Origin of the sequence: Rugamonas rivuli (assembly GCF_009380165.1) — a bacterium.
In the GTDB taxonomy this organism is placed as follows: Bacteria; Pseudomonadota; Gammaproteobacteria; order Burkholderiales; family Burkholderiaceae_D; genus Rugamonas; species Rugamonas rivuli.
The window spans coordinates 708,250-728,236 of sequence record NZ_WHUF01000002.1 but is presented as its reverse complement, the minus strand read 5'-3'; the positions used below and the strand labels follow the sequence as shown (position 1 = coordinate 728,236).

The window sequence follows — 19,987 nt, the reverse complement described above, 5'->3', positions numbered from 1 at the left end:
GTCGCGTTTTTCGCCAATTTTGCGAGGAGCGTTCCACATGTTTGACCAACAATCCGCAGTATCCCCCTATTCCCTCGTTTCGGACGATCTGGAAGGCCGCATCGCCGCGGCGCTGGACGCCATGCGCGCCGGCGTGCCGGTGATCCTGCTCGACGATTTCGACCGCGAGAACGAAGCGGACCTGATCGTCGCCGCCGAAAAGATCACCGTGCAGTCGATGGCCATGATGATCCGCGAATGCAGCGGCATCGTCTGCCTCTGCCTGAGCGCCGACAAGGTGCGCGCGCTGGAGCTGCCGATGATGGCCGCCGATAACGGCAGCCGTTACGGCACGCCGTTCACGGTGTCGATCGAAGCACGCGAAGGCGTCACCACCGGCGTCTCGGCGGCCGACCGCGTCACCACCATCCGCACCGCCATCGCGGCCGACGCCGTGCCGCATGACCTGGTCCATCCAGGCCACGTCTTCCCGCTGCGCGCCACGCCGGGCGGCGTGCTGGCCCGCAAAGGCCACACCGAAGGCTCGGTGGACCTGGCGACGATGGCAGGCCTCAATCCCGCCGCCGTACTGTGCGAACTGATGAACCCAGACGGCACCATGATGCGCGGCGCCGACATCGAAAGCTTCGCCGAACTGCACGGCATGCCCATCCTGACCATCGCCGAGATGATCGAATGGCGCCGTAAGCACGGTGTTTAAACCGGCTTGCCCAGTTTGACGTAGCGGTACACCAGCAGCAGCGCCCCGGCGTATGCCGCCGTAATCAGGCAGAACGACAGCGGCAGACGCCAGACCCACTCGGGCGCCATATGCATCACGGTGCCCATCATCGCCACGCCGACCAGGGCGCCGATCTGACGATTGGCGTTCAACGCGGCGGCGGCGCTGTTGGAGTGCGCCTTGCCCGCTACCAGCATCACCGTCGCCGTCATGCCCGGAATCGCGATGCCGATGGCGAGATTCATCACCACCGCACCCAGCACCAGCAGCCAGTAAGGCGTTTGCGGCGTCAGGCCGACCAGCATCACAAGCGCCATGATCAGCCCCACCATCAGGCCATACAGCATCGGCGGCCGCGTGCCGACACGCGCCGTGATGCGTCCCGAGGTCAGGTTGCCGACGGCGAAAGCGGCCATCATCGGTATCAGTTTCAAGCCCGTATGCAGCGCATCCGCGCCGGACTGCTGGATGAAAAGGCTCAACAGGAACAGCTGGCCGAACACCGCGAAGTTAATCAGGAAGCCCACGCCATTGGCCGCCGCGAAGGCCGGCGTATCGAACAACGCCCGTGGCAGCAAGGGATGCGCGCCATTGCGTTCGCGCCGCACCAGCATGAAGGCCGCCAGCACCGTCGCTGCAAAGGCAGCCAGCACCGGCGCCGAAGTCCAGCCCAGCGCCGGACCTTCGATCAGCACAAAGCTCAACGCCGCCAGCGCGATCACGCCCAGCAAATGGCTCAGCATCGACAGCGCGCGCTCGTGACGCGGCGTGGCCGGCGCCACCACCTGCGTCAGCACGATGCCGAGCAGGCCGATAGGCACGTTCACCCAGAACACGCTGCGCCAGCCAAACGAGTGCACCAGCAGGCCGCCCACCAGCGGACCTGCCGCCGACGAACAGCCGACGATGGCCGACCACGTCCCCAGCATGCGCGCGCGGGTGGCCTGGTCTTCATAGGCATGCGTCAGCAGGCTGAGGGAGCTTGGCATGAACAACGCAGCACCGGCACCCTGCAGCAGGCGCGCTGCGATCAGCGCATTGCCGCTCGGGGCCACCGCGCACAGCACCGAACCGAGGATGAACACACTCAGGCCGCCCTGATAGACGTTCTTCGGACCGAAGCGGTCGGCCAGCGCGCCGCCCGCCATCAGCAGCGCGGCGAAGGTCAGCGTATAGCCGTCCACCACCCAAACCAGGCCGGTAAGCGGCACGCCCAGGTTGACGGAGATATCGGATAAGGCGGTATTGACGGCGGTGACATCGATCATCGCCATCACAAAGCCTATGGCCAGTGTCATCAACACCAGCAAGGCGGGAATCTGGCGCGGCTGGATCGCCGGCGCCACGGAGACAGGGGTAGTCATGGTGCGTCCTTTAGAGAGATGCGCCGATGTTAGCCCGCTTGCATGATGCAGTAAATACGCATAATATCAGCACTCCGATGCAAAAATGCATCACCCTCGGATACACCGCATGGATTGGGACAACGCCAGGATTTTCCTCGCCATCTACCGCAAAGGCACGCTACGCTCGGCCGCCGCCTTCCTCGATATCGACCAGGCCACCGTCGGCCGCCGCCTCAACGCGCTGGAAGCCTCGCTGGGCGCGCGCCTGTTCCTGCGCACGCCGTCCGGCTACCTGGCCACGCCGGCCGGCGAACTTGCCGTCACCGCCGCCGAATTGATGGAGCACGCGGCCCTGCAGTTCCAGCGCGAGATGCAAGGCATCGACAACCGCCTCTCCGGCACCGTGCGCGTCGCCACTTCGGACACCATCGCCAGCCACTCCGTGCTGGGCGCGATGCAGCGGCTGCACGTCATGCATCCCGAAATCCGCGTGGTCCTGAGCACCAGCACCGAGATCAGCAACCTGACCCGGCGCGAAGCCGAACTGGCGGTACGCACGCTCAAGCCCACCAGTCCCGACCTGATCTCGCGCCACCTGGCCCGGCGCAGCATGGGCCTGTACGCCAATCCGGCCTACCTGTCCCAGCGCGGCATGCCGGTGCCCGGCAACGGCATGCAGGGCCACGACATCATCGTCTACCAGGGTTCGGTGGCGCCGCGCCACAAGGAGAAGCTGTGCCTGGAGCCGATCGCCAACGCCCGCGTGGCGATCGAGGTCAATAGCGGCATGGTCATGCTGGACGCGGCGCGGCGCGGCATGGGCGTGGCCGAGCTGCCCTGCCACATGGCCGACGGCGATCCGCAGCTCACGCGCGTCTGGCCCGAACGCGTCGACCACTACGAGGTCTGGCTGGTGATGCACACCGACCTGAGTCGCAGCGCCCGCGTGCGCGCCACGGCCGACGCCATCATCGCCACCTTCGCGGAAGAGGAATAGGCGCGGCCGTGCCGGACACCTTCCCATGCCGTCGCGGTGCTAAGATGCCAACATGAGCATGGACGCATCTATCCCCCCGGCGCTGCGGCGCCTGATCCGCGCAACCGTCGCCTGGCTGAACAGCTGGTGGCGGCTGCTGCAATTCGCCGTGCAGATGCTGCCGCTGGCCTTCAGCCCGGCCAGCTATCGCGGCGCCAACCGCAACCTGCTGGCGGGCCACATCGTGCGCGACACCGCGCCCAACCTGGCCTGGTATGGCGTGCTGTCCGCGCTGGTCAGCCTGGTGTTGATCCGCATCGTGGTCGTCACTTCGCAGAGCTACGGCCTCTCGCGCTTCGCGCTGGAGATGGTGGTGCGCGTGCTGGTGCTGGAGCTGATCCCGCTGACCGCCGCCGCCTTCGTCGCGTTGCGCACCACCCTGCCCGCCGGGCTGGAATTCTCGCAAAGCCGCAACAGCGCCGCCAACACCAGCGATGAGGAACTGCGCCAGGAATTCTTCCCTCGCGTGGCGGCAGGCGTGTTCGCCGTCTGGATGCTGGCCGCCGTCAGCTGCGTGATGACGCTGGTGCTGGCTTACCTGTCGATGTACGGCTTCACGCCATGGGCGCTGCCGGGCTACACGCGCGTGGTCGGCCAGGTGTTCAACCCGGCGGTGGCGCTGATCCTGGTGTTGAAGATCGTCTTCTTCAGTTTCGCGGTCGGCCTGATACCGATGGCTTCCTCCTTCTACTTCAGCAGCAGCTACCGCGCCAAAGTCACTCACGGCCTGTACGACATGGTGCGCCTGTTCGCCGTGATGCTGCTGATCGAAATCGCCTCCTTGATGGGCAACTACTACTGAGCGGAATAAAGCGATGACAGAACAGACAAACGAAGCGACGCCGGTGCGCAACGCGGAATTCAAGGCGGCCTTGCTGCTGGTGCTGATGGTGGTGCTGGTGGCCGGTTCGGCGCTGTACCTGATGTATGCGCGCGGCGCTTTCGAATCGACGCAAACGCTGGTGCTGCAGGCGGACGATTCGGAAGGCGTCACCGTCGGCATGGACGTCACCTTCGCCGGCTTCCCGATCGGCCGCGTGCGCCGCATAGAGCTGGGTAAGGATGGCAAGGCGCGCGTGATCGTCGACGTGCCGCGCAACGACGCGCACTGGCTGCGCAGCTCCAGCATCTTCACGCTGGAACGCGGCCTGGTGGGCGGCGCCAAGCTGCGCGCCTTCAGCGGCATCCCGACCGATCCGCCGCTGGAAGACGGCGCCGCCCGTTCGTTACTGGTCGGCGATGCCGGAGCTGAAATCCCGCGTCTGCTGGCTTCCGCCAAGGAGCTTCTGGAGCATCTCAGCGCGCTGACAGCGGAAAATTCCGCGCTGGCCGCCAGCCTGGCCAACGTGCAGGGCGTCACCGGCAAGCTCAATGGCCCTGGAGGCGCCATGGGCCTGATCGCTGGCGACGACAAGAACGCCCAACAACTGGTGGAGCGCGCCAACAAGCTGCTGATCACCGTGAACGCACTGGCCACCAAGGCCGATAGCCTGATCGGCCACGCCGACACGCAAGTCTTCGGCAAGCAAGGCGTGATGACGGATGCGCAAGCGACTATCGTGCAACTCAACGGCCTGCTGGCGGATGCCCGCAACAGCTTGAAGAAAATGGACGCTGTGCTGGTCGAAGCGCAGGCGGTCGGCGCCAACACCAAGGAAGCCACTGCGGATCTGGGCGTACTGCGCGGCGAAGTGGAGAGCAGCTTGCGCCGGGTGGAACAGCTGGTCAATGAAATCAACCGCAAATGGCCGTTCAAGCGCGACACGGAGATCAAGCTGCCATGAAGACTACCGCTCACCTGATTGCAGCACTGACCGCCATCACCTTGCTGGCCGCCTGCGGCAACAACCCTCCTGTACCGGACTGGCAGATGAACGCGCAGAGTTCCATCGAGCGCAGCACCTCCGCCTACATGTCCGGCAACGCCCGCGTGGAAGCCGCCGAATACCAGCGCGCCCGTGAAGCGCTGACCAGCACTGGCAAGGTAGACCTGATGATACGCGCCGAACTGATACGCTGCGCCGCGCGCGTCGCCTCGCTGGTGTTCGAAGACTGCACCGGCTACGACAAACTGTCGCAGGATGCCGGTCCGGCCGACCGCGCCTACGCCGCCTACCTCTCCGGCCGCGCCAGCGCCGCCGACATCGCGCTGCTGCCGCCCCAGCACCAGCCGGTAGCTGCAGGGACCAGCACCACACAAGCCTTCACCGACCCGCTCTCCAAACTGGTGGCCAGCGGCGTCCTGCTCCGCACCGGCAAAGCCACGCCGCAGGTGCTGAGCGACGCCGTGGACACCGCCTCCGCCCAAGGCTGGCGTCGTCCGCTGCTAGCATGGCTAGGCGTCCAGGCCATGCGCGCCGAGAAATCGGGCGACACCGCCGAAGCCCAACGCATCAAACGCCGCATCGACCTGGTCGGCGAAAAGCCGTAATGTGATACTGTTTGGGCATACTCTTTCGTGCCCCCCGGAGCTCCATGATTTCCGCCATCGACATCCCACCACAAAGCGAAATATCCCGTCACCTGGACGGCGCGCACTTCTACGACTGCTACCAAACGGCCATCAAACCAACCCCGCGTTCCGCACTGGACTTGTATTTGCAAGTGGTCGCAGGCACGCCTGCATGGATCAACAGTTTGATGGCACTGCGTAATCGCGTGGTCCAGCTGGTCGGCCTGAAAAACCTTGGCGGCCTTGGCGACATCAACACCGCCAAGCCGGCCAGCGACTACCGCATCGGCGACCGTGTCGGCATCTTCACCATCCGCTACCTCAGCGAGCAGGAAGTCATCCTCGGCGACACCGACAAACACCTGCACGTCGAAGTCTCCGTCTGCAAGCTGCAGGACAAGGTCGCCGTCAGCACCGTGGTCCACATCCACAACCTGCTGGGCCGCGTCTACATGCTGTTCGTCGCGCCCATGCACCGCCGCATCGTGCCGGCATCGCTGAGGAACGCACGTTTTATCTAGGTCGGCTTCTGCTAGAATTCCGGCTCTATGAAAACCCGTCTCGTCTACTCCACCGAAACCGGCCGCATGTGCCCCGACTGCGGCCAGCCTGTCGCCGATTGCAGCTGCAAGGCCGCAGCCAAATCCAAACCCACGGGCGACGGCGTCGTGCGCGTATCGCGCGAATCCAAGGGACGTGGCGGCAAGACCGTCACGCTGGTCAAAGGCCTGGCGCTGGACGCCACCGCCCTCGCCCTGCTAGGCAAGCAGCTGCGCAGCGCCTGCGGCTCCGGCGGCACCATCAAGGACGGCGTCATCGAAATTCAGGGCGACCACTGCGACCTCGTGATGGAAGCCCTGAAAAAACAGGGCCACCAGCCCAAGCGCACAGGCGGTTAGCGGGTGCGCTGGTTCGACAGATAGATATTGTCGAGTTCCAGCTTGCGCCCGTCACGCACCGCAGCCTGCCAGGTTTCGGTGCTCACGACCGCGCCGAAGTTCGAATGGAACACCGTGTTGAAAACGCGATGGATCTCTTCCGCGCTGACCTTGCCCGCCGCATTCTCATACGGCAGCGCACCGGTGGCATCCTCCAACACCTCCACTTGCAGGCCGCGATGCTTCGCCTCGAAGATGGTCGACGCATTGCAGTTGTGCGTCATGTAGCCGGCGATAGTCAGCGTATCGATGCCACGCTCCTTCAGCCAGTCGGCCAGATCGGTCCCGGCAAACACGCTGGCCATGTTCTTGTTGATGAAATGGTCGTGCGCGCGCTGCGCCACTACGGGATGCACCTTCCAACCTTCCGAACCCAACGCAAAGATCGGCGAAGCTTCCGGCGCGTCGTGCTGCACCACCACTACGGGGATACCGGCTTCGCGCGCGACATCCATGGCGCGGCCGATATTCGGCAGCGAGGTCTCAACCGGCGGATACTCGATCTTCATCTTGCCGGTGAAGTATTCGTTCTGGACGTCGATCACGATCAAGGCACGGCGTGGGGTTGCGGTCATGTTGTTCTCCTGTAGGATAAGGCGGAAGCGCCCGGTGAGTGACATTCTGCGCCGCCGCACCGTTCTCCAAAAGTGGCCCGAAGGCCACCATACGATATAATCAGGCCATGTCGACACGCACCCCACCCATCCATAAGTACCGCATCGCCGTCATCGCCTTCGACGGCATCAACCCTTTTCACCTGTCGGTACCGTGCCAGGTATTCGGCGCCCAGCGCGCCGACTGCGGCAGCGCGACCTTCGACGTAAAAGTCTGTGCGGAAGACCCGGCCACGTCACTGAGCACCACCGCCGGCTTCGATATCGTCGCCACCCACAGCCTCGCCGCACTGGCCCGCGCCGACATCGTTATCCTGCCATCCTGGCACGCCGACTGCCGCCCGGCTCCCGCAAGCCTGCTGCATGCGCTGCGCCGCGCCCACCAGCGCGGCGCGCAGGTAGTAGGCCTGTGCATAGGCGCGTTTCCGCTGGCCGAAGCCGGCCTGCTGGACGGCTACACGGCCACCACGCACTGGGCCTGCGCAGACACCATGACCACGCGCTACCCCAAGATCAAGGTCGATCGCGAAGTCCTGTATGTCGATGAGGGAAAAGTGGTGACGTCGGCCGGCGTGGCGGCCGGCCTGGATTGCTGCCTGCACCTGTTGCGGCAGCTGTGCGGCGCGGAGGTCGCCAATCGGGTGGCGCGGCAGTTGGTAGTCGCACCGCACCGGCAGGGAGGACAGGCGCAGTTCATCGAACGCCCGCTGCCAGTCACCGGCAGCGACGACCGCTTCGCACAAGTACTGGCGTGGGTTGGAGAGGATCTGACACAAAACCACAGCATCGACGCGCTGGCCGAGCGCGCGCTGATGAGCCGCCGGAATTTCACGCGCCACTTCCGCAACGCCACCGGCACCTCGTTCAAGCAATGGCTGCTGAACCAGCGGCTAACCCACGCGCAGCATCTGCTGGAGAGCAGCGAAGTATCGATCGAAGTGGTGGCGCAGCAGGCGGGATTCGGCTCTGCGCTGTCGTTGCGACAGCACTTTCGGGCGGCGCTGCGGACGTCCCCGTCCGAGTACCGCAAGCTATACCGCTCCGCCGCGCCGGAGTGACGGCGCGAGTCCTTACTCGTCCGAAGCCGTACCTGCAGCCGCAGCCGCCTCGCGCAACTTGTCCTTCTTGCTCTTGCGCTTGCCCTTGATGCCGCCGTTGACGGTGTCCGTCACCGAATTGGCCGGCGCGGGCGGCAGCGTCTCCACCGCCTCGAAGCCCGCGATCTGCTCGCGTGGCAGCAAAATACCCTGGCGCTTCTCGATCAGGCGGAAATGCTGCTCCGTCTCCGCGCTGACGAAGTTGATCGCCACGCCGCTCTCGCCTGCACGGCCCGTACGGCCGATGCGGTGCGTATAGTCGACCGCCGAACGAGGCAGATCGTAGTTGACCACCGCCGGCAGACGCGCAATGTCGATGCCCCGCGCCGCCACATCGGTCGCCACCAGCACTTGCAGACGGCTGGCCTTGAAGTCGCCCAGCACCTCGGTGCGCGCACCCTGGCTGAACTCACCGTGGAAAGCTCCTGCGCGGATGCCGTTGCGGTTCAGCTTATCGGCCACATGCTCGGCCGCGTATTTGGTCGCGACGAACACCAGCACCCTGCTCCACTTATGTTCCTGAATCAGATGCTTGAGCAGCATGGTACGGCGCGGTACATCGACCATGATCGCGCGCTGGGTGATATCCGGCTTGCTCACCGGCTCGGACAGCACCTCGATGCGCGTAGGCTGATGCAGCATGCCGTCCGCCAGCGCCTGTACCGCCGGCGGGAAGGTCGCCGAGAAGAACAGGTTCTGGCGCTGTTTAGGCAGCAGCTCCAGGATGCGGTTCAATTCTTCACTGAAGCCCAGGTCCAGCAGGCGGTCCGCCTCGTCCAGCACCAGCATCGCCGTGCGCGAGATCTTCAGCGCATTGTGGTCGATCAGATCCAGCAGCCGTCCCGGCGTGGCGACCACGATATCGGCGCCGCCGCGCAAGGCCATCATCTGCGGGTTGATCGACACCCCGCCGAACACGATCGACACCTTGACCTGCATCGACAGGTGCGACGCCAGCTTGCGGATCGATTCACCCACCTGCGCCGCCAGCTCGCGCGTCGGCACCAGCACCAGGCCATGCAGCTGGCGCGGGCCGCTGCGGTTGTCCAGCAACGCCTGCAGCAGCGGCAGCGCGAAGGCGGCGGTTTTACCGGACCCGGTCTGCGCCGCGCCCAGCACGTCCTCCCCGCGCAGGATGGCGGGAATGGCGGCGCTCTGGATGGCGGTCGGCTCCTGATAACCGATTTCGGTAACAGCGTTAATCAGTGAGGGAGCAAGGCCCAGCGAAGAAAAAGACATGTTGGCCTTAATAATGTGAATTTGTCGCCAGTATAAAGCATGCGCGCCACACCCCGGCCGCTCCGATTTGCCCTGGACACGCATTCGTGGGAACATAGTATTTTTGACAAAGCCTAAGAACATGATCAACTGGGACGCCCACGCTTGCCTGCCGCAGCATCCGCAGGCCGACTTCACGCCCGTCCAGCGGCTGCACGCCGCCGGGGTGAACTACGTCTCGCTCAACGTCGGCGGCGACATGAACCCGGTCTCGCAGGTGATGTCGGTCATCGCAGGCTACCGCGCCACCATCGCCTCCGATCCCGACCGCTACGTGCTCGTTTCAAGCGTGGACGACGTGATCCAGGCAGCAGCCGACGGCCGCATGGCCATCAGCTTCGACCTGGAAGGCGCGATGCCGCTGCTCGAACAGCCGGAGATGGTGGCCCTGTACGCCCAGCTGGGCGTGCGCCAGATCCACTTCGCCTACAACCGCAACAACAGCATCGCCGACGGCTGCCACGACCTGCCGCGCGGCCTGACCCCGCTGGGCCACAGCATGGTGGCGGCGGTCAACGACGCCGGCATGCTGATGGACTGCTCGCACACGGGCCGCATGTGCAGCCTCGATATCATGGCCGCGTCGTCGCAGCCGGTGATCTTCAGCCACTCGAATCCCCACGCGCTGGTGCCGCACGGCCGCAACGTCACCGACGAACAGATACGCGCCTGCGCCGCCACCGGCGGCGTGGTGTGCATATCCGGCCTGTCGTGGTTCGTGGGTAAAGAACGGCCGGGCGCCGACGATGTCGCGCGCCACGCGGCCTATGTGGCGGATCTGGTGGGCGTATCGCACGTCGGCATAGGCCTGGACATCTGCTTCCAGCAGCCCGGCCTGGACGACACGCCCCCCGGCGATTTCGACCCGAGCCATTGGTGGCCCGCCTCCGCAGGCTACAGCGCCGAACGCCCGCCGACCTTCACGCCGCCGGAAGTCTGGCGCCAGCTGGCCGCCGCGCTGCGCAAGGTCGGCATGACCGACAGCGAGACCGAACTTGTCATGGGCCGCAACATGATGCGCGTGGCGCAGCAGGTCTGGAGCAAGCCGCAGGCTTTGTTGAAAGCGGCCTGACGACGATCACGCGCTGAGCACCTGCATCTCCGCATACAGGTTGGCCTTGCCCTCGAAGCCGATGCCGACCAGGTCAGGCATGGTGATGTAGCCGTTATCGACCGTCACGCCATCCGGGAAGCCACCGAATGGCTGGAACAGGTCCGGGTACGACTCGTTGCCGCCCAGGCCCAGCCCCGCCGCGATATTCAGCGACATCTGGTGGCCGCCGTGCGGGATGCAGCGGCTCGGCGACCAGCCATGCTCGCGCAGCATGTCCAACGTGCGCAGATACTCGACCAGGCCGTAGCTCAACGCGCAGTCAAACTGCAACCAGTCGCGGTCTGCGCGCATGCCGCCGTAGCGTATCAAGTTGCGTGCGTCCTGCATCGAAAACAGGTTCTCGCCGGTGGCCATCGGCTTATCGTAGTAATTGCGCAGCGTCGCCTGCAATTCATAGTCCAGCGGATCTCCCGCTTCCTCGTACCAGAACAGGTCATACTGCGACAGCGCCTTCGCATACTTGATGGCGGTATCCAGGTCGAAGCGGCCGTTGGCGTCCACCGCCAGTTTCTGGCCATCGCCCAGCACACTGAGGATGGAGTCGATACGACGCAAGTCCTCGTCCAGCGAGGCGCCGCCGATCTTTTTCTTCACCACCGTGTAGCCGCGATCGATATAACTGCGCATTTCATCCTTCAGCGCGTCGTGGCTCTGGCCGGGGTAATAGTAGCCGCCGGCCGCATAGACGAAGATCTTCTTGTCCGGCGTGCCGTTGCCGTAGCGGTCCGACAGCAGTTGGAACAGCGGCTTGCCTTCGATCTTCGCCACCGCGTCCCAGATCGCCATGTCGATGGTGCCAATCGCCACCGAGCGCTCGCCATGGCCGCCCGGCTTTTCGTTGGTGAACATGCAGTCCCACACCTTGTGCGGATCGAGGTTGGTGCCGGCGTCGCTCATCAGCGAGACCGGATCGGCTTCCAGGATGCGCGGGATGAAGCGTTCCCGCATCAGCATACCCTGCCCATAGCGGCCGTTCGAGTTGAAGCCGTAGCCTACCACCGGCTTACCGTCGCGGATCACGTCCGTGATCACCGCCACCAGGCTCAAAGTCATCTTGCTGAAATCGATGTAGGCGTTGCGGATGGGGGAGCTGATAGGGATGGTCTTTTCGCGGATCTCGACGATTTTCACGGTGCTGTCTCCAGTGGGCTAAGAATGGGACCAAGCTTACTCTTGAAAAGCAGTCGTATAATTCACTGATATTTACTCCTTTATACACTTCAAGTGAATAATGATATCGTCTCCGAATTGTCCTTCTTCGTGCTGCTGGCGAAGCTGGGCAGCCTTTCCGCCACCGCGCGCGAACTGGGCATCACGCCGCCGGCCGTCACCAAACGCCTGATGCTGATGGAGCAGCGCCTGGGCGTACGCCTGCTGAACCGCACCACGCGCCGCGTCAGCCTGACCAGCGAAGGCGAAACCTACCTGACGCAAGCCGCCCGCATTCTCGGCGACATACGCGACATGGAGGAATCTGTATCGAGCAGCCGCGCCGCGCCCAAGGGCCTGCTGCGCGTGAACGCCACGCTGGGTTTCGGCCGCACCACCATCGCGCCGCTTGTCTCCGCCTTCGCGCGCCGCTATCCGGACGTGGAAGTGCAGCTGCAACTGACCGACCGCGCCATCAACCTGGTGGAAGATGCCTACGACCTGGGCATCCGCTTCGGCGAACTGCCCGATACGCGCCTGGGTGCGCGCAAGATCCTGTCCAACCAGCGCTTCCTGTGCGCCTCGCCGGCCTACCTGAAGCGGCGCGGCACGCCGCACCTGCCGCAGGATCTGGCGCAGCACAGCTGCATCCTGCACCGCCAGAACAACGATACCTACAGCACCTGGAAGCTGCAGAAGGGCCGCAAGGCCGAGACGGTGAAGGTGCACGGCAGCCTGTCCAGCAACGACGGCGACGTGGTGCTGGGCTGGGCGCTGGACGGCCACGGCATCCTGCTGCGCTCCGAATGGGACGCCGCCAAGTACCTCGACAGCGGCCGCCTGCAAGTGGTGCTGGCCGACTACACGCTGCCGTCGGCCGACCTGTACGTCTACTATCCGAGCCGGCAGCAGCAGCCGGCCCGCGTGCGCGCCTTCATCGACTTCCTCGCGGAGAGCATGCCGGCAGCGGCAAACAAACGGCATCGGATATAATGGCAACATGATCGAAATGGCAAAACGACAAACGCTGTACATCTGGATAGCCTTGCTGGCAGTCCTGTTCAGCGCACTCGCGCCTTCGATTTCGCACGCGCTGGCAGCCGCCGGCGCCGACACCGTGGAAGTCTGCACGGTGAACGGCTACAAACTGGTCAAGCTCGCCCCTGGCGACAACGGCAAGGCCCCAGCATCCGCCAAGCACGGCATGGAGCATTGCGCGTTTTGCGCCACCCACGGCGGCTCCGACGCCATCCCCACCGCACCGGCTACCGTGCTGCTTGCGGATGGCGGCCGCGCTATCTACCCTTCCCTCTTTTACGCCGCACCGCAGCCGCTGCACGCATGGTCTGCGGCCCACGCGCGCGCACCGCCCATCCTCGTCTGATCCCTGCCCACGTGCGCACTTTTGTGCGCTAGGTCAATCTGTCTGACGAGGATAGCAATGAACTCATCGTATTCTGCTACGGCCGCGGCTCCGCGCGCCGGCCTGTATCGACGCATCTGGCGCTGGCATTTTTTTGCCGGCCTGGTTTGCGTACCTTTTATTTTTTCACTGGCGGTGACTGGCGCCATGTACCTGTTCCATCGCCAGATCGACGACCTGGTCTACGCCCCGCAGATGCTGCGCGCGCAGGCCAGCAATATCGTGCAGCCGCCATCCCGGCTGATCACCGCCGCATTGCACTCCTATCCGGGGCGGCTCAAGGCACTCAACCTGCCGGCAGACGACCGGCACAACACGCAGGTAGACGTGATCCGGCCGGACGGCAGCACGCTGCAGGTGTTTATCGATCCCGCCACCGCCACGATTGCCGGCGCCATCGCCGAAGACCAGCGCATCATGACCATCGTGAAGCATATCCATTCGCTGGCCATCGCCGGTGACGGCGGCAAGGTGGTGATTGAAATCGTGGCCGGCTGGATCATCGTCTTGATGTCCACCGGCGTCTATCTGTGGTGGCCGCGAGGCCGTCGCGTGGGCGTGGTGTCGATACGGCCGGGAGCCGAGGGGCGAACGTGGTGGCGCGATCTGCACGCCGTCACCGGCGCCTTCGGCGGCATCGTGATCCTGTTCCTTGCGCTGACCGGCATGCCTTGGTCGGTGTTTTGGGGCGCGAACGTCAACGCATGGCTGACCGCGCACGATCTCGGTGTCCCGAACGGCATGTGGCGAGGCGTGCCCAAATCCACGCTGCCAGCTGGAGCCATTGGCGAACTGCCATGGACCCAGCAGCAGCTCGCCGTTCCCGAATCGGACGATCCGCATGCGCATCACAAGGCCATGCCGCACAAGGCCAGCGCCAACGACTATGCCCTGCTAAGCCACTCCGGCACGGCCAGCCCGGACGCCATCGTCGCGCAACTGGCGTCGATCGGCATCGACCGCGGCTACCGGCTTGCGCTGCCGCGCGATCCCCGAGGCGTCTACAGCGCGATCCGCAGCACCGGCCGCACCGAGGACCAGCGCGTGATTCACATCGACCAATACAGCCGCAAGGTGCTGATGGATATCGGCCCGGAGCGCATCGGCGCGATAGGCCGCATCACCGAATGGGGCGTCAGCGTGCATCAGGGCGGAGAGTATGGCACGCCCAACTTGCTGCTCATGCTGGCCGGCTGCCTGGCTCTGATCGCGCTTTGCATTAGCGGCATCGTCATCTGGTGGAAGCGCCGCCCCTTCGGCAGGCTGGCCGCGCCCGAGCGCCGCAACGGCGATCAGCTGGCGCGGGGCGTCGTGCTGATCGCCGTGGTGCTGGGCTGCTGCTTCCCGCTGCTCGGCGCATCCATGCTGGCCGTGCTGCTGCTCGATACGCTCATCGTCGCGCTGCGCAGACGTCCGCACACAAACTATCAATAACAGTAAAAACAGTAACAAAGGACTCACCATGAAACAGCACTACCTCACCGCCTGCCTGGCCATCGCCAGCGCCGCCGCTGCAACCGCCAATGCACAAACCGGCAACGAAGCGGCCGCCGAGCCGCGCATCAAAGTCATCGTCTCCGCCATCGGCGAAGGCTGGCTGCAACGACCGAATGCCGTCAGCGATTCCGCATTGCTGCTCAGCGCAACGCCCGGCTACAGCGCGGCACAAGCTGGCGGCGTCTCCGCCCTGCCCTTCGTCAACGGCCTTGGCGACGACCGCCTCAAGATCCGTATCGACGGCATGGAGATCACCTCCGCCTGCGCCAACCACATGAACGCCCCGCTGTCGTACATCGATCCGAGCCAGGTTGGCCGCATCGAAGTGCTGGCAGGTGTAACGCCGGTCAGCGCCGGCGGCGACAGCATAGGCGGCACCGTTACCGTCAAATCCACCGCGCCGGTGTTCGCCGAAACGGCCGAAGCGCTACGCAGCACGGGCCGCGTCACCCTGAACGCAGGTAGCAACGGCGAGACGATCAACAGCGGCATCTCGGCCGGCATCGCCAGCGACCGCTGGAGCTTGGGCTACAGCGCAGCCTATGCGCGCGGCCACAGCTACGAAGACGGCAACGGCCAACGCGTGCTGGCCAGCCTTTACGAAAGCATCAACCAGTCGGCGATACTGGCCCTGCGCGGCAAAGACCAGCAGCTCACGCTGCGCGCCGGCGTCCAGCACATTCCCTACCAAGGCTTCCCCAACCAGTACATGGACATGACCGACAACGACGGCAAGTTCGCCAACCTGGGCTACGTTGGCCGGTTCGGCTGGGGTGAGCTCGATGGCAGCGCCTACTGGCAAAGGACCAACCACGATATGGGCTTCTTCACGCCGGAACGGCGCGGCATGATGCCGATGGTGACGCGTGGCCGTAACGCCGGTTACGCGCTCAAGGCCTCGCTGCCCTGGGGCGATGCCGGCAAGCTGCGCGTCGGGCACGAGTACCACACCTTCCGGCTGGACGACTACTGGCCCGCCGTTCCCGGATCGATGATGATGGGACCGCAGACCTACGTGAACATCAACGACGGCCAGCGTGACCGCGTCGCGCTGTACGGCGAGGCCGAAACGGCACACAACGCGCAATGGACATCGCTGCTCGGCGCACGTTGGGAATCGGTTCGCATGGACGCAGGCGATGTGCAGCCCTACGCCAACAACATGATGAACGCCACCGACGCCGCAGCCGCTGCGACATTCAACGCCCGCTCGCGCCGTCAGCGCGACGGCAATCTGGACCTGACCGCGTTGGCGCGCTTCGAAGCCGATGCGTCCACCACGTATGAACTGGCGGCGGCCCGCAAGACCCGCTCGCCCAATCTGTACGAGCGCTACTCCTGGGGGCGCGGTACGATGGCGATGACCATGACGAACTGGTTCGGCGACGGCAACGGCTATGTCGGCAATGTCGATCTGAAGCCGGAGACCGCGTACACGCTGGGCTTCACCGCGCATTGGCATGGTGCCGGGCCTGCGGCATGGTTCGTCAAGCTCAATCCCTACTACAACCGCGTGCAGGACTATATCGACGTGGATGTACTGGGACAGTTCCATCCCTACATGCGCATGAGCGCGAACGGCGCGCTGCTGCGCTTTGCCAACCATGACGCGAAGCTGTATGGCGCCAACCTGTCCTGGAGCGCGCCGGTTGGCAGCCCCTCTTCCTTCGGCTCATTCACTTTCACCGGCAATGCCGCATACGCGCGCGGAAAGCGCACGGATGGCGGCGACCTGTATCGCATCATGCCGTTCAACACCTTGCTGACGCTGGAGCACACGAGCGGCGCGTGGCACAACCAGATCGAAACCAAACTGGTCGCCCGCAAGGACAACGTCGATGCGCGCCGGCTGGAGCCGGAAACCGCAGGCTATGCCCTCCTCAACGTGCGCACCGCATATCAAGTGCGGAAGAACGTGCGGCTGTCGGCTGGCGTCAGCAACCTGCTGGATAAAGCGTATGCCGATCCTCTGGGCGGCGTCTACCTGTCAGGCCTGCGCGCCGACGGCGGCACACTGCGCCCGCTGCCTGGACATGGCCGTTCGATCGACATAGGCCTCAGCATCGATCTGTAAGCAGCTCATCGCCTGTGCACCGGCAGCCACTGAGCCACACAGAAGGCCATCTCCGGCACGATAAACAGCCAGAGTAGCGGTGCACCGGTCACGCTGAGCGTCCATATCATCCAGGTCGAGAACAGCAGCCGCGCCACGCCGTCGAAACGGCCGAAGCGCTGCTGCGGGTCGCTGATGCGCAGCAGCGCCCACACCAGCACGACACTGCCAAGCAGGCAGGCAAACAGCACGTGAAAAGGCGCGAACGCAGGCAGCGCAGCGCCGCCCAGCAGCTGGTTGATGCCGTCCAACTGCGTGCGGGCGAAGGCGAAGCTCCAGGGCGTGGCGAAAGGCGCCGTCACGATCAAATCGTAGATGGCGCTGCCGAGGACAATTTTGCGAAAGGTGGATGGTGCGAGCATGACGTCTCCTGAAATATGGTGGAGCCATGCTAAAGCCTGGAGTACACTCCAAGGTCAAACGATATTTGGAGTCCGGGCATGCAAATCGGAGAAATCGCCAGCGCCACAGGCTTAAGCCGCGACACCCTGCGCTTTTACGAGAAGCGCGGCCTGCTGCGCGCGCGCCGCAGCGCCAACGGCTATCGCGACTATCCGCCTGAAGCGGTGGACTGGCTGCGCTACATCCGCCTGGCGCAGACGCTGGGCTTCACGCTGGGCGAGATCGAAGCCGACCTGCCGCTGCTGGCCGAGCCGGAATCGTCCGCGCCTCAACTGCGCGCAGCGCTGGAGCGCAAACTGGAAGACATCGACAAACGCATCGAAGGCCTGCACACGCTGCGCGGCGAGCTGGCGCGCAGGCTCGGAACGGACATGCAGACTTGCCCTTTACAGAGCGACTAAACCGCAGGCTTGGACGCTTTTAAAAACACGAAGACTGCAAACAACACCTCAATCAACCCACCGATTCCCGCCGCCACGCCAGGCGACAACGCCGAGAAGAAGGCCACAACTCCAGCGACAATAAGGCTCCCACCCATCACCCAGAAAATAGACCGGCCGTAGACGCTTGCGAAGACCAGGTAGCGGCTTCCTATTGTCACCATCATCGCGGGGAAAAAGAACGCCGGCCGGAGAAGGAAAAGACCAAAGGCCATTGCACAACACAGGATAAGCCAAAAGGTCGAAGCCATCACAAGCTGGTTCAGCGCGTTGTCCTTGCCGGTCTTCGCTGGCCTCCCCATTACCTTCGTCAAGACGGCGCTAAGCGGATAAATCAGCGCCCCGCCAATCAGCAGGGTCCATACCGCCTGCTTCATTCCGGCCAGATAACACACAAACGTAGCCGCAACCCAAACAAGGCCGGAGACGAAAATACCTGGAGCGCCGTCATAGTAGGCGTGGCGCATTTCATTTTGCTGCTCTTCGGTCAAAGACAGGTTCATGGGTTCTTTCTATAATCCTTGATAAGTTTGCAGTTGTCAGAGCCGAACTCCGACTGGAACTGTAATACCTGGCCAGCCACCTCCAACGCCTTCAGACGCGGCGTCACCAACGTGTACTGCCCCGCTTTGAGCTTGTCGATCAGCGGTTCGCATAAGCTCTCGTCCGCATCCAGGTGTCCGACCGCCTTCCATTTTCCATCCGCCTGCTCAGCGAAGAGCGACGGATTTGTATAAGGGCCGGTGTTAAACAGCAGCACCTCCGGCTTGCCATCGCCGTCGACATCGATCACCAATGCGTCGCAAGTGCGCCCGGGCGTGACCAGGCACTGAGCCTGAACCGCATCCGGCATGTCATGCCACTTCTGCGTCAGAAAACTGGCCGGCAATCTGGTCGGTGACGGCCACACCTTGACGTTGTCGGCAATCGACAACGGCGCCACCTGCTGGCCGCCGTTCCAGCGGTTCGTCTCCTTCAAGGCCTTGGCAGCCAAGTCGCGTATCAGCGCCGCATCCGGGCCGGTGGCCTGCTGCGACAGGCGCGTCAAGGCCTCCTGGCCGTAGCGCTGTCCGTCGAAACGCAAATAATGGAAATCGAATTGCGCAGCCTTGGTGCGGCCTTTCTCCAGCCGCGCCACCTGGCTGTTCACCGACACCCGTGCAGGATCGGCGACTGGCGTGAACAACGCCAGCAGCACCGCCAGCACCACGAAGGCCGTCGCCACGTTTACCTTGGCGATGGGGCACAGCCAAGTCTCGTAACGATGCGCAGCCCATGCATAGCCCAGCGCATAGCAGCTTGCAACCACCAGACAGGCGGCCGCGATCACGCGGTCCGAGGTCCAGCCATAATCGTGCACCCGCAAACCCAGGGCATAGACGGCGATGGCCGTCAGCGGCAGGATCAGCAACGCAGCCACGCGCGCGCTCACGCGCACCACCAGCGCCGCCTTGGCCTGGCCATTCTGGAAGGCCGCGTTAATCAGCACGATCAGCACCGCGTCGGCCGCCAGCAGCAGCGAGGTTGCGTGGCGCGTGGCCCACAGCACATCCAGCCCCGTGAACGGCAGCGCGCACAGGAAGCCGCTGACGATCAGTGCCGCCACCGGCAGTATCCACGACAGCAGCACCAGCAGCAGGCTGCGGATGCCGCGCACGATAGCCGGCCGCACGTCCGTGATGTGCATCGCGCAGGACCAGGCGAAGCAGATCACCGGCACCACAAACCACGACTCACCCATCATCTGCTTGAGGAAGTCCAGCTTCACCATCGCGAACAGGCCGCTGCCCATCAACAGCACCAGCCACAACGCGCCTACAAAGAAGGCCGAGAACATCAGCTGCACCGCCAGCTTCCACGCCAGCTCGAAATACGTGTGGTAGCTGGCGATGCGGCGCTTGTCCGCAGCCCCCGCCATCACCAGCGAATGGGCGATGTACATGAAGACCGCGCCGAAAACCATCATGGGGCCAGGTATCGACGTGAACGCGCCTTTCGCAAGCTCACCGGCGCCCCGCGCCAAGCCGGCTTCGCGGCTCACGGCATGCAAAGCCATGACCAGCACCACGCCGACAGCAACCAGCATCCACTGCGCCACTTTTTTCGGCGCCATGTGGCCCATGGCCGATATCAGCATCGCCGGCAGCAGCGCACAGGTCATCAGCAGTGGCGTCATCACGTACGGCGCCCCGGCCGGCCACCAGCCTCCCCGGTCGGCCTGGTACAGCCAATACAGCAGCGCGCCCTGCGCCAGTCCCGTCGCCAGCCGCAGCGCCATCACGCGCCGGCTGACGCCCGCGTCCAGCATCGTTTCATCCTGTTCCATGCATAACCTCTTCGTGAACCATGGGCCGAAGTATCTCACAC

Annotated in this window: 21 protein-coding genes; 14 read left to right on the top strand and 7 right to left on the bottom strand. The window is 64.3% G+C overall.

Annotation, left to right across the window (positions count from 1 at the left end; all coding sequences use genetic code 11):
- The first annotated feature begins 37 nt into the window (after positions 1 to 37).
- A complete protein-coding gene (gene ribB / locus GEV01_RS08445) occupies positions 38 to 700 on the top strand; it encodes a 3,4-dihydroxy-2-butanone-4-phosphate synthase (protein WP_070360301.1) in 663 nt (220 codons plus the stop codon).
- Here the strand turns inward: ribB and GEV01_RS08440 are convergent.
- Entirely contained in the window at positions 697 to 2,085 is a 1,389-nt protein-coding gene (locus GEV01_RS08440; protein WP_152803371.1) for an MFS transporter, read from the bottom strand. The genes ribB and GEV01_RS08440 overlap by 4 nt on opposite strands.
- 109 nt (positions 2,086 to 2,194) lie before the next feature.
- Between GEV01_RS08440 and GEV01_RS08435 the strand changes: the two genes are divergently transcribed.
- Genes GEV01_RS08435 through GEV01_RS08410 form a run of 6 tightly spaced genes read left to right on the top strand, consistent with a single transcriptional unit; the run spans position 2,195 to position 6,454 of the window.
- Positions 2,195 to 3,064 carry a LysR family transcriptional regulator gene (locus tag GEV01_RS08435; RefSeq protein ID WP_152803369.1) on the top strand — a complete coding sequence of 290 codons (870 nt, stop codon included), beginning with the start codon at positions 2,195 to 2,197 and terminating at the stop codon, positions 3,062 to 3,064.
- 52 nt (positions 3,065 to 3,116) lie between these two features.
- Entirely contained in the window at positions 3,117 to 3,905 is a 789-nt protein-coding gene (locus tag GEV01_RS08430) for an MlaE family ABC transporter permease (RefSeq protein WP_152803367.1), read from the top strand.
- Positions 3,906 to 3,918: 13 nt separating this feature from the next.
- Positions 3,919 to 4,887 carry an MlaD family protein gene (locus tag GEV01_RS08425; protein WP_152803366.1) on the top strand — a complete coding sequence of 323 codons (969 nt, stop codon included), beginning with the start codon at positions 3,919 to 3,921 and terminating at the stop codon, positions 4,885 to 4,887.
- The gene (locus tag GEV01_RS08420; protein WP_152803363.1) at positions 4,884 to 5,534 is read left to right on the top strand and encodes a hypothetical protein; all 651 of its coding nucleotides are present in this window, start codon (positions 4,884 to 4,886) and stop codon (positions 5,532 to 5,534) included. The genes GEV01_RS08425 and GEV01_RS08420 overlap by 4 nt, the downstream gene beginning before the upstream one ends.
- 44 nt (positions 5,535 to 5,578) lie before the next feature.
- Positions 5,579 to 6,076, top strand: a complete 498-nt coding sequence (locus tag GEV01_RS08415) for a DUF2867 domain-containing protein (RefSeq protein WP_152803361.1) — start codon at positions 5,579 to 5,581, stop codon at positions 6,074 to 6,076.
- Positions 6,077 to 6,103: 27 nt separating this feature from the next.
- On the top strand, positions 6,104 to 6,454 hold the full coding sequence (locus GEV01_RS08410) for a translation initiation factor Sui1 (RefSeq protein ID WP_152803359.1): 351 nt from the start codon (positions 6,104 to 6,106) through the stop codon (positions 6,452 to 6,454).
- On the opposite strand, the gene GEV01_RS08405 is transcribed toward GEV01_RS08410, so the two are convergent.
- On the bottom strand, positions 6,451 to 7,068 hold the full coding sequence (locus GEV01_RS08405; RefSeq protein WP_152803357.1) for a cysteine hydrolase family protein: 618 nt from the start codon (positions 7,066 to 7,068) through the stop codon (positions 6,451 to 6,453). The genes GEV01_RS08410 and GEV01_RS08405 overlap by 4 nt on opposite strands.
- Positions 7,069 to 7,175: 107 nt before the next feature.
- Here GEV01_RS08405 and GEV01_RS08400 point away from each other — a divergent pair, with 107 nt between their 5' ends.
- A complete protein-coding gene (locus tag GEV01_RS08400; protein WP_152803355.1) occupies positions 7,176 to 8,165 on the top strand; it encodes a GlxA family transcriptional regulator in 990 nt (329 codons plus the stop codon).
- A 12-nt stretch (positions 8,166 to 8,177) separates the two neighbouring features.
- On the opposite strand, the gene GEV01_RS08395 is transcribed toward GEV01_RS08400, so the two are convergent.
- Entirely contained in the window at positions 8,178 to 9,443 is a 1,266-nt protein-coding gene (locus GEV01_RS08395; RefSeq protein WP_152803353.1) for a DEAD/DEAH box helicase, read from the bottom strand.
- Between the two features lie 121 nt (positions 9,444 to 9,564).
- Between GEV01_RS08395 and GEV01_RS08390 the strand changes: the two genes are divergently transcribed.
- Positions 9,565 to 10,554, top strand: a complete 990-nt coding sequence (locus GEV01_RS08390; RefSeq protein ID WP_152803351.1) for a dipeptidase — start codon at positions 9,565 to 9,567, stop codon at positions 10,552 to 10,554.
- Positions 10,555 to 10,560: 6 nt separating this feature from the next.
- On the opposite strand, the gene GEV01_RS08385 is transcribed toward GEV01_RS08390, so the two are convergent.
- Positions 10,561 to 11,727, bottom strand: a complete 1,167-nt coding sequence (locus tag GEV01_RS08385; RefSeq protein WP_328595463.1) for a mandelate racemase/muconate lactonizing enzyme family protein — start codon at positions 11,725 to 11,727, stop codon at positions 10,561 to 10,563.
- A 93-nt stretch (positions 11,728 to 11,820) separates the two neighbouring features.
- Between GEV01_RS08385 and GEV01_RS08380 the strand changes: the two genes are divergently transcribed.
- The 4 genes from GEV01_RS08380 to GEV01_RS08365 are packed head-to-tail and all read left to right on the top strand — an operon-like array spanning position 11,821 to position 16,739.
- On the top strand, positions 11,821 to 12,738 hold the full coding sequence (locus GEV01_RS08380) for a LysR family transcriptional regulator (protein WP_328595462.1): 918 nt from the start codon (positions 11,821 to 11,823) through the stop codon (positions 12,736 to 12,738).
- A gap of 16 nt (positions 12,739 to 12,754) precedes the next feature.
- Positions 12,755 to 13,129: a DUF2946 domain-containing protein gene (locus GEV01_RS08375; RefSeq protein ID WP_235914282.1), complete on the top strand. Its 375-nt coding sequence runs from the start codon at positions 12,755 to 12,757 to the stop codon at positions 13,127 to 13,129.
- 57 nt (positions 13,130 to 13,186) lie between these two features.
- Positions 13,187 to 14,602, top strand: a complete 1,416-nt coding sequence (locus GEV01_RS08370) for a PepSY-associated TM helix domain-containing protein (protein ID WP_152803346.1) — start codon at positions 13,187 to 13,189, stop codon at positions 14,600 to 14,602.
- Positions 14,603 to 14,630: 28 nt separating this feature from the next.
- Positions 14,631 to 16,739: a TonB-dependent receptor plug domain-containing protein gene (locus GEV01_RS08365; RefSeq protein ID WP_152803344.1), complete on the top strand. Its 2,109-nt coding sequence runs from the start codon at positions 14,631 to 14,633 to the stop codon at positions 16,737 to 16,739.
- Positions 16,740 to 16,744: 5 nt separating this feature from the next.
- Here the strand turns inward: GEV01_RS08365 and GEV01_RS08360 are convergent, their stop codons facing one another.
- Positions 16,745 to 17,140: a hypothetical protein gene (locus GEV01_RS08360; protein ID WP_152803342.1), complete on the bottom strand. Its 396-nt coding sequence runs from the start codon at positions 17,138 to 17,140 to the stop codon at positions 16,745 to 16,747.
- A gap of 78 nt (positions 17,141 to 17,218) precedes the next feature.
- Between GEV01_RS08360 and GEV01_RS08355 the strand changes: the two genes are divergently transcribed.
- Positions 17,219 to 17,581 carry a MerR family transcriptional regulator gene (locus GEV01_RS08355; RefSeq protein WP_152803340.1) on the top strand — a complete coding sequence of 121 codons (363 nt, stop codon included), beginning with the start codon at positions 17,219 to 17,221 and terminating at the stop codon, positions 17,579 to 17,581.
- On the opposite strand, the gene GEV01_RS08350 is transcribed toward GEV01_RS08355, so the two are convergent.
- Both GEV01_RS08350 and GEV01_RS08345 read right to left on the bottom strand, forming a co-directional pair.
- Positions 17,578 to 18,123, bottom strand: coding sequence for a DUF7010 family protein (locus tag GEV01_RS08350; RefSeq protein WP_152803338.1), 546 nt, complete (start codon positions 18,121 to 18,123; stop codon positions 17,578 to 17,580). The genes GEV01_RS08355 and GEV01_RS08350 overlap by 4 nt on opposite strands.
- Entirely contained in the window at positions 18,120 to 19,946 is a 1,827-nt protein-coding gene (locus tag GEV01_RS08345; protein WP_152803336.1) for a DUF4153 domain-containing protein, read from the bottom strand. The genes GEV01_RS08350 and GEV01_RS08345 overlap by 4 nt, the downstream gene beginning before the upstream one ends.
- Between the last annotated feature and the right edge of the window lie 41 nt (positions 19,947 to 19,987).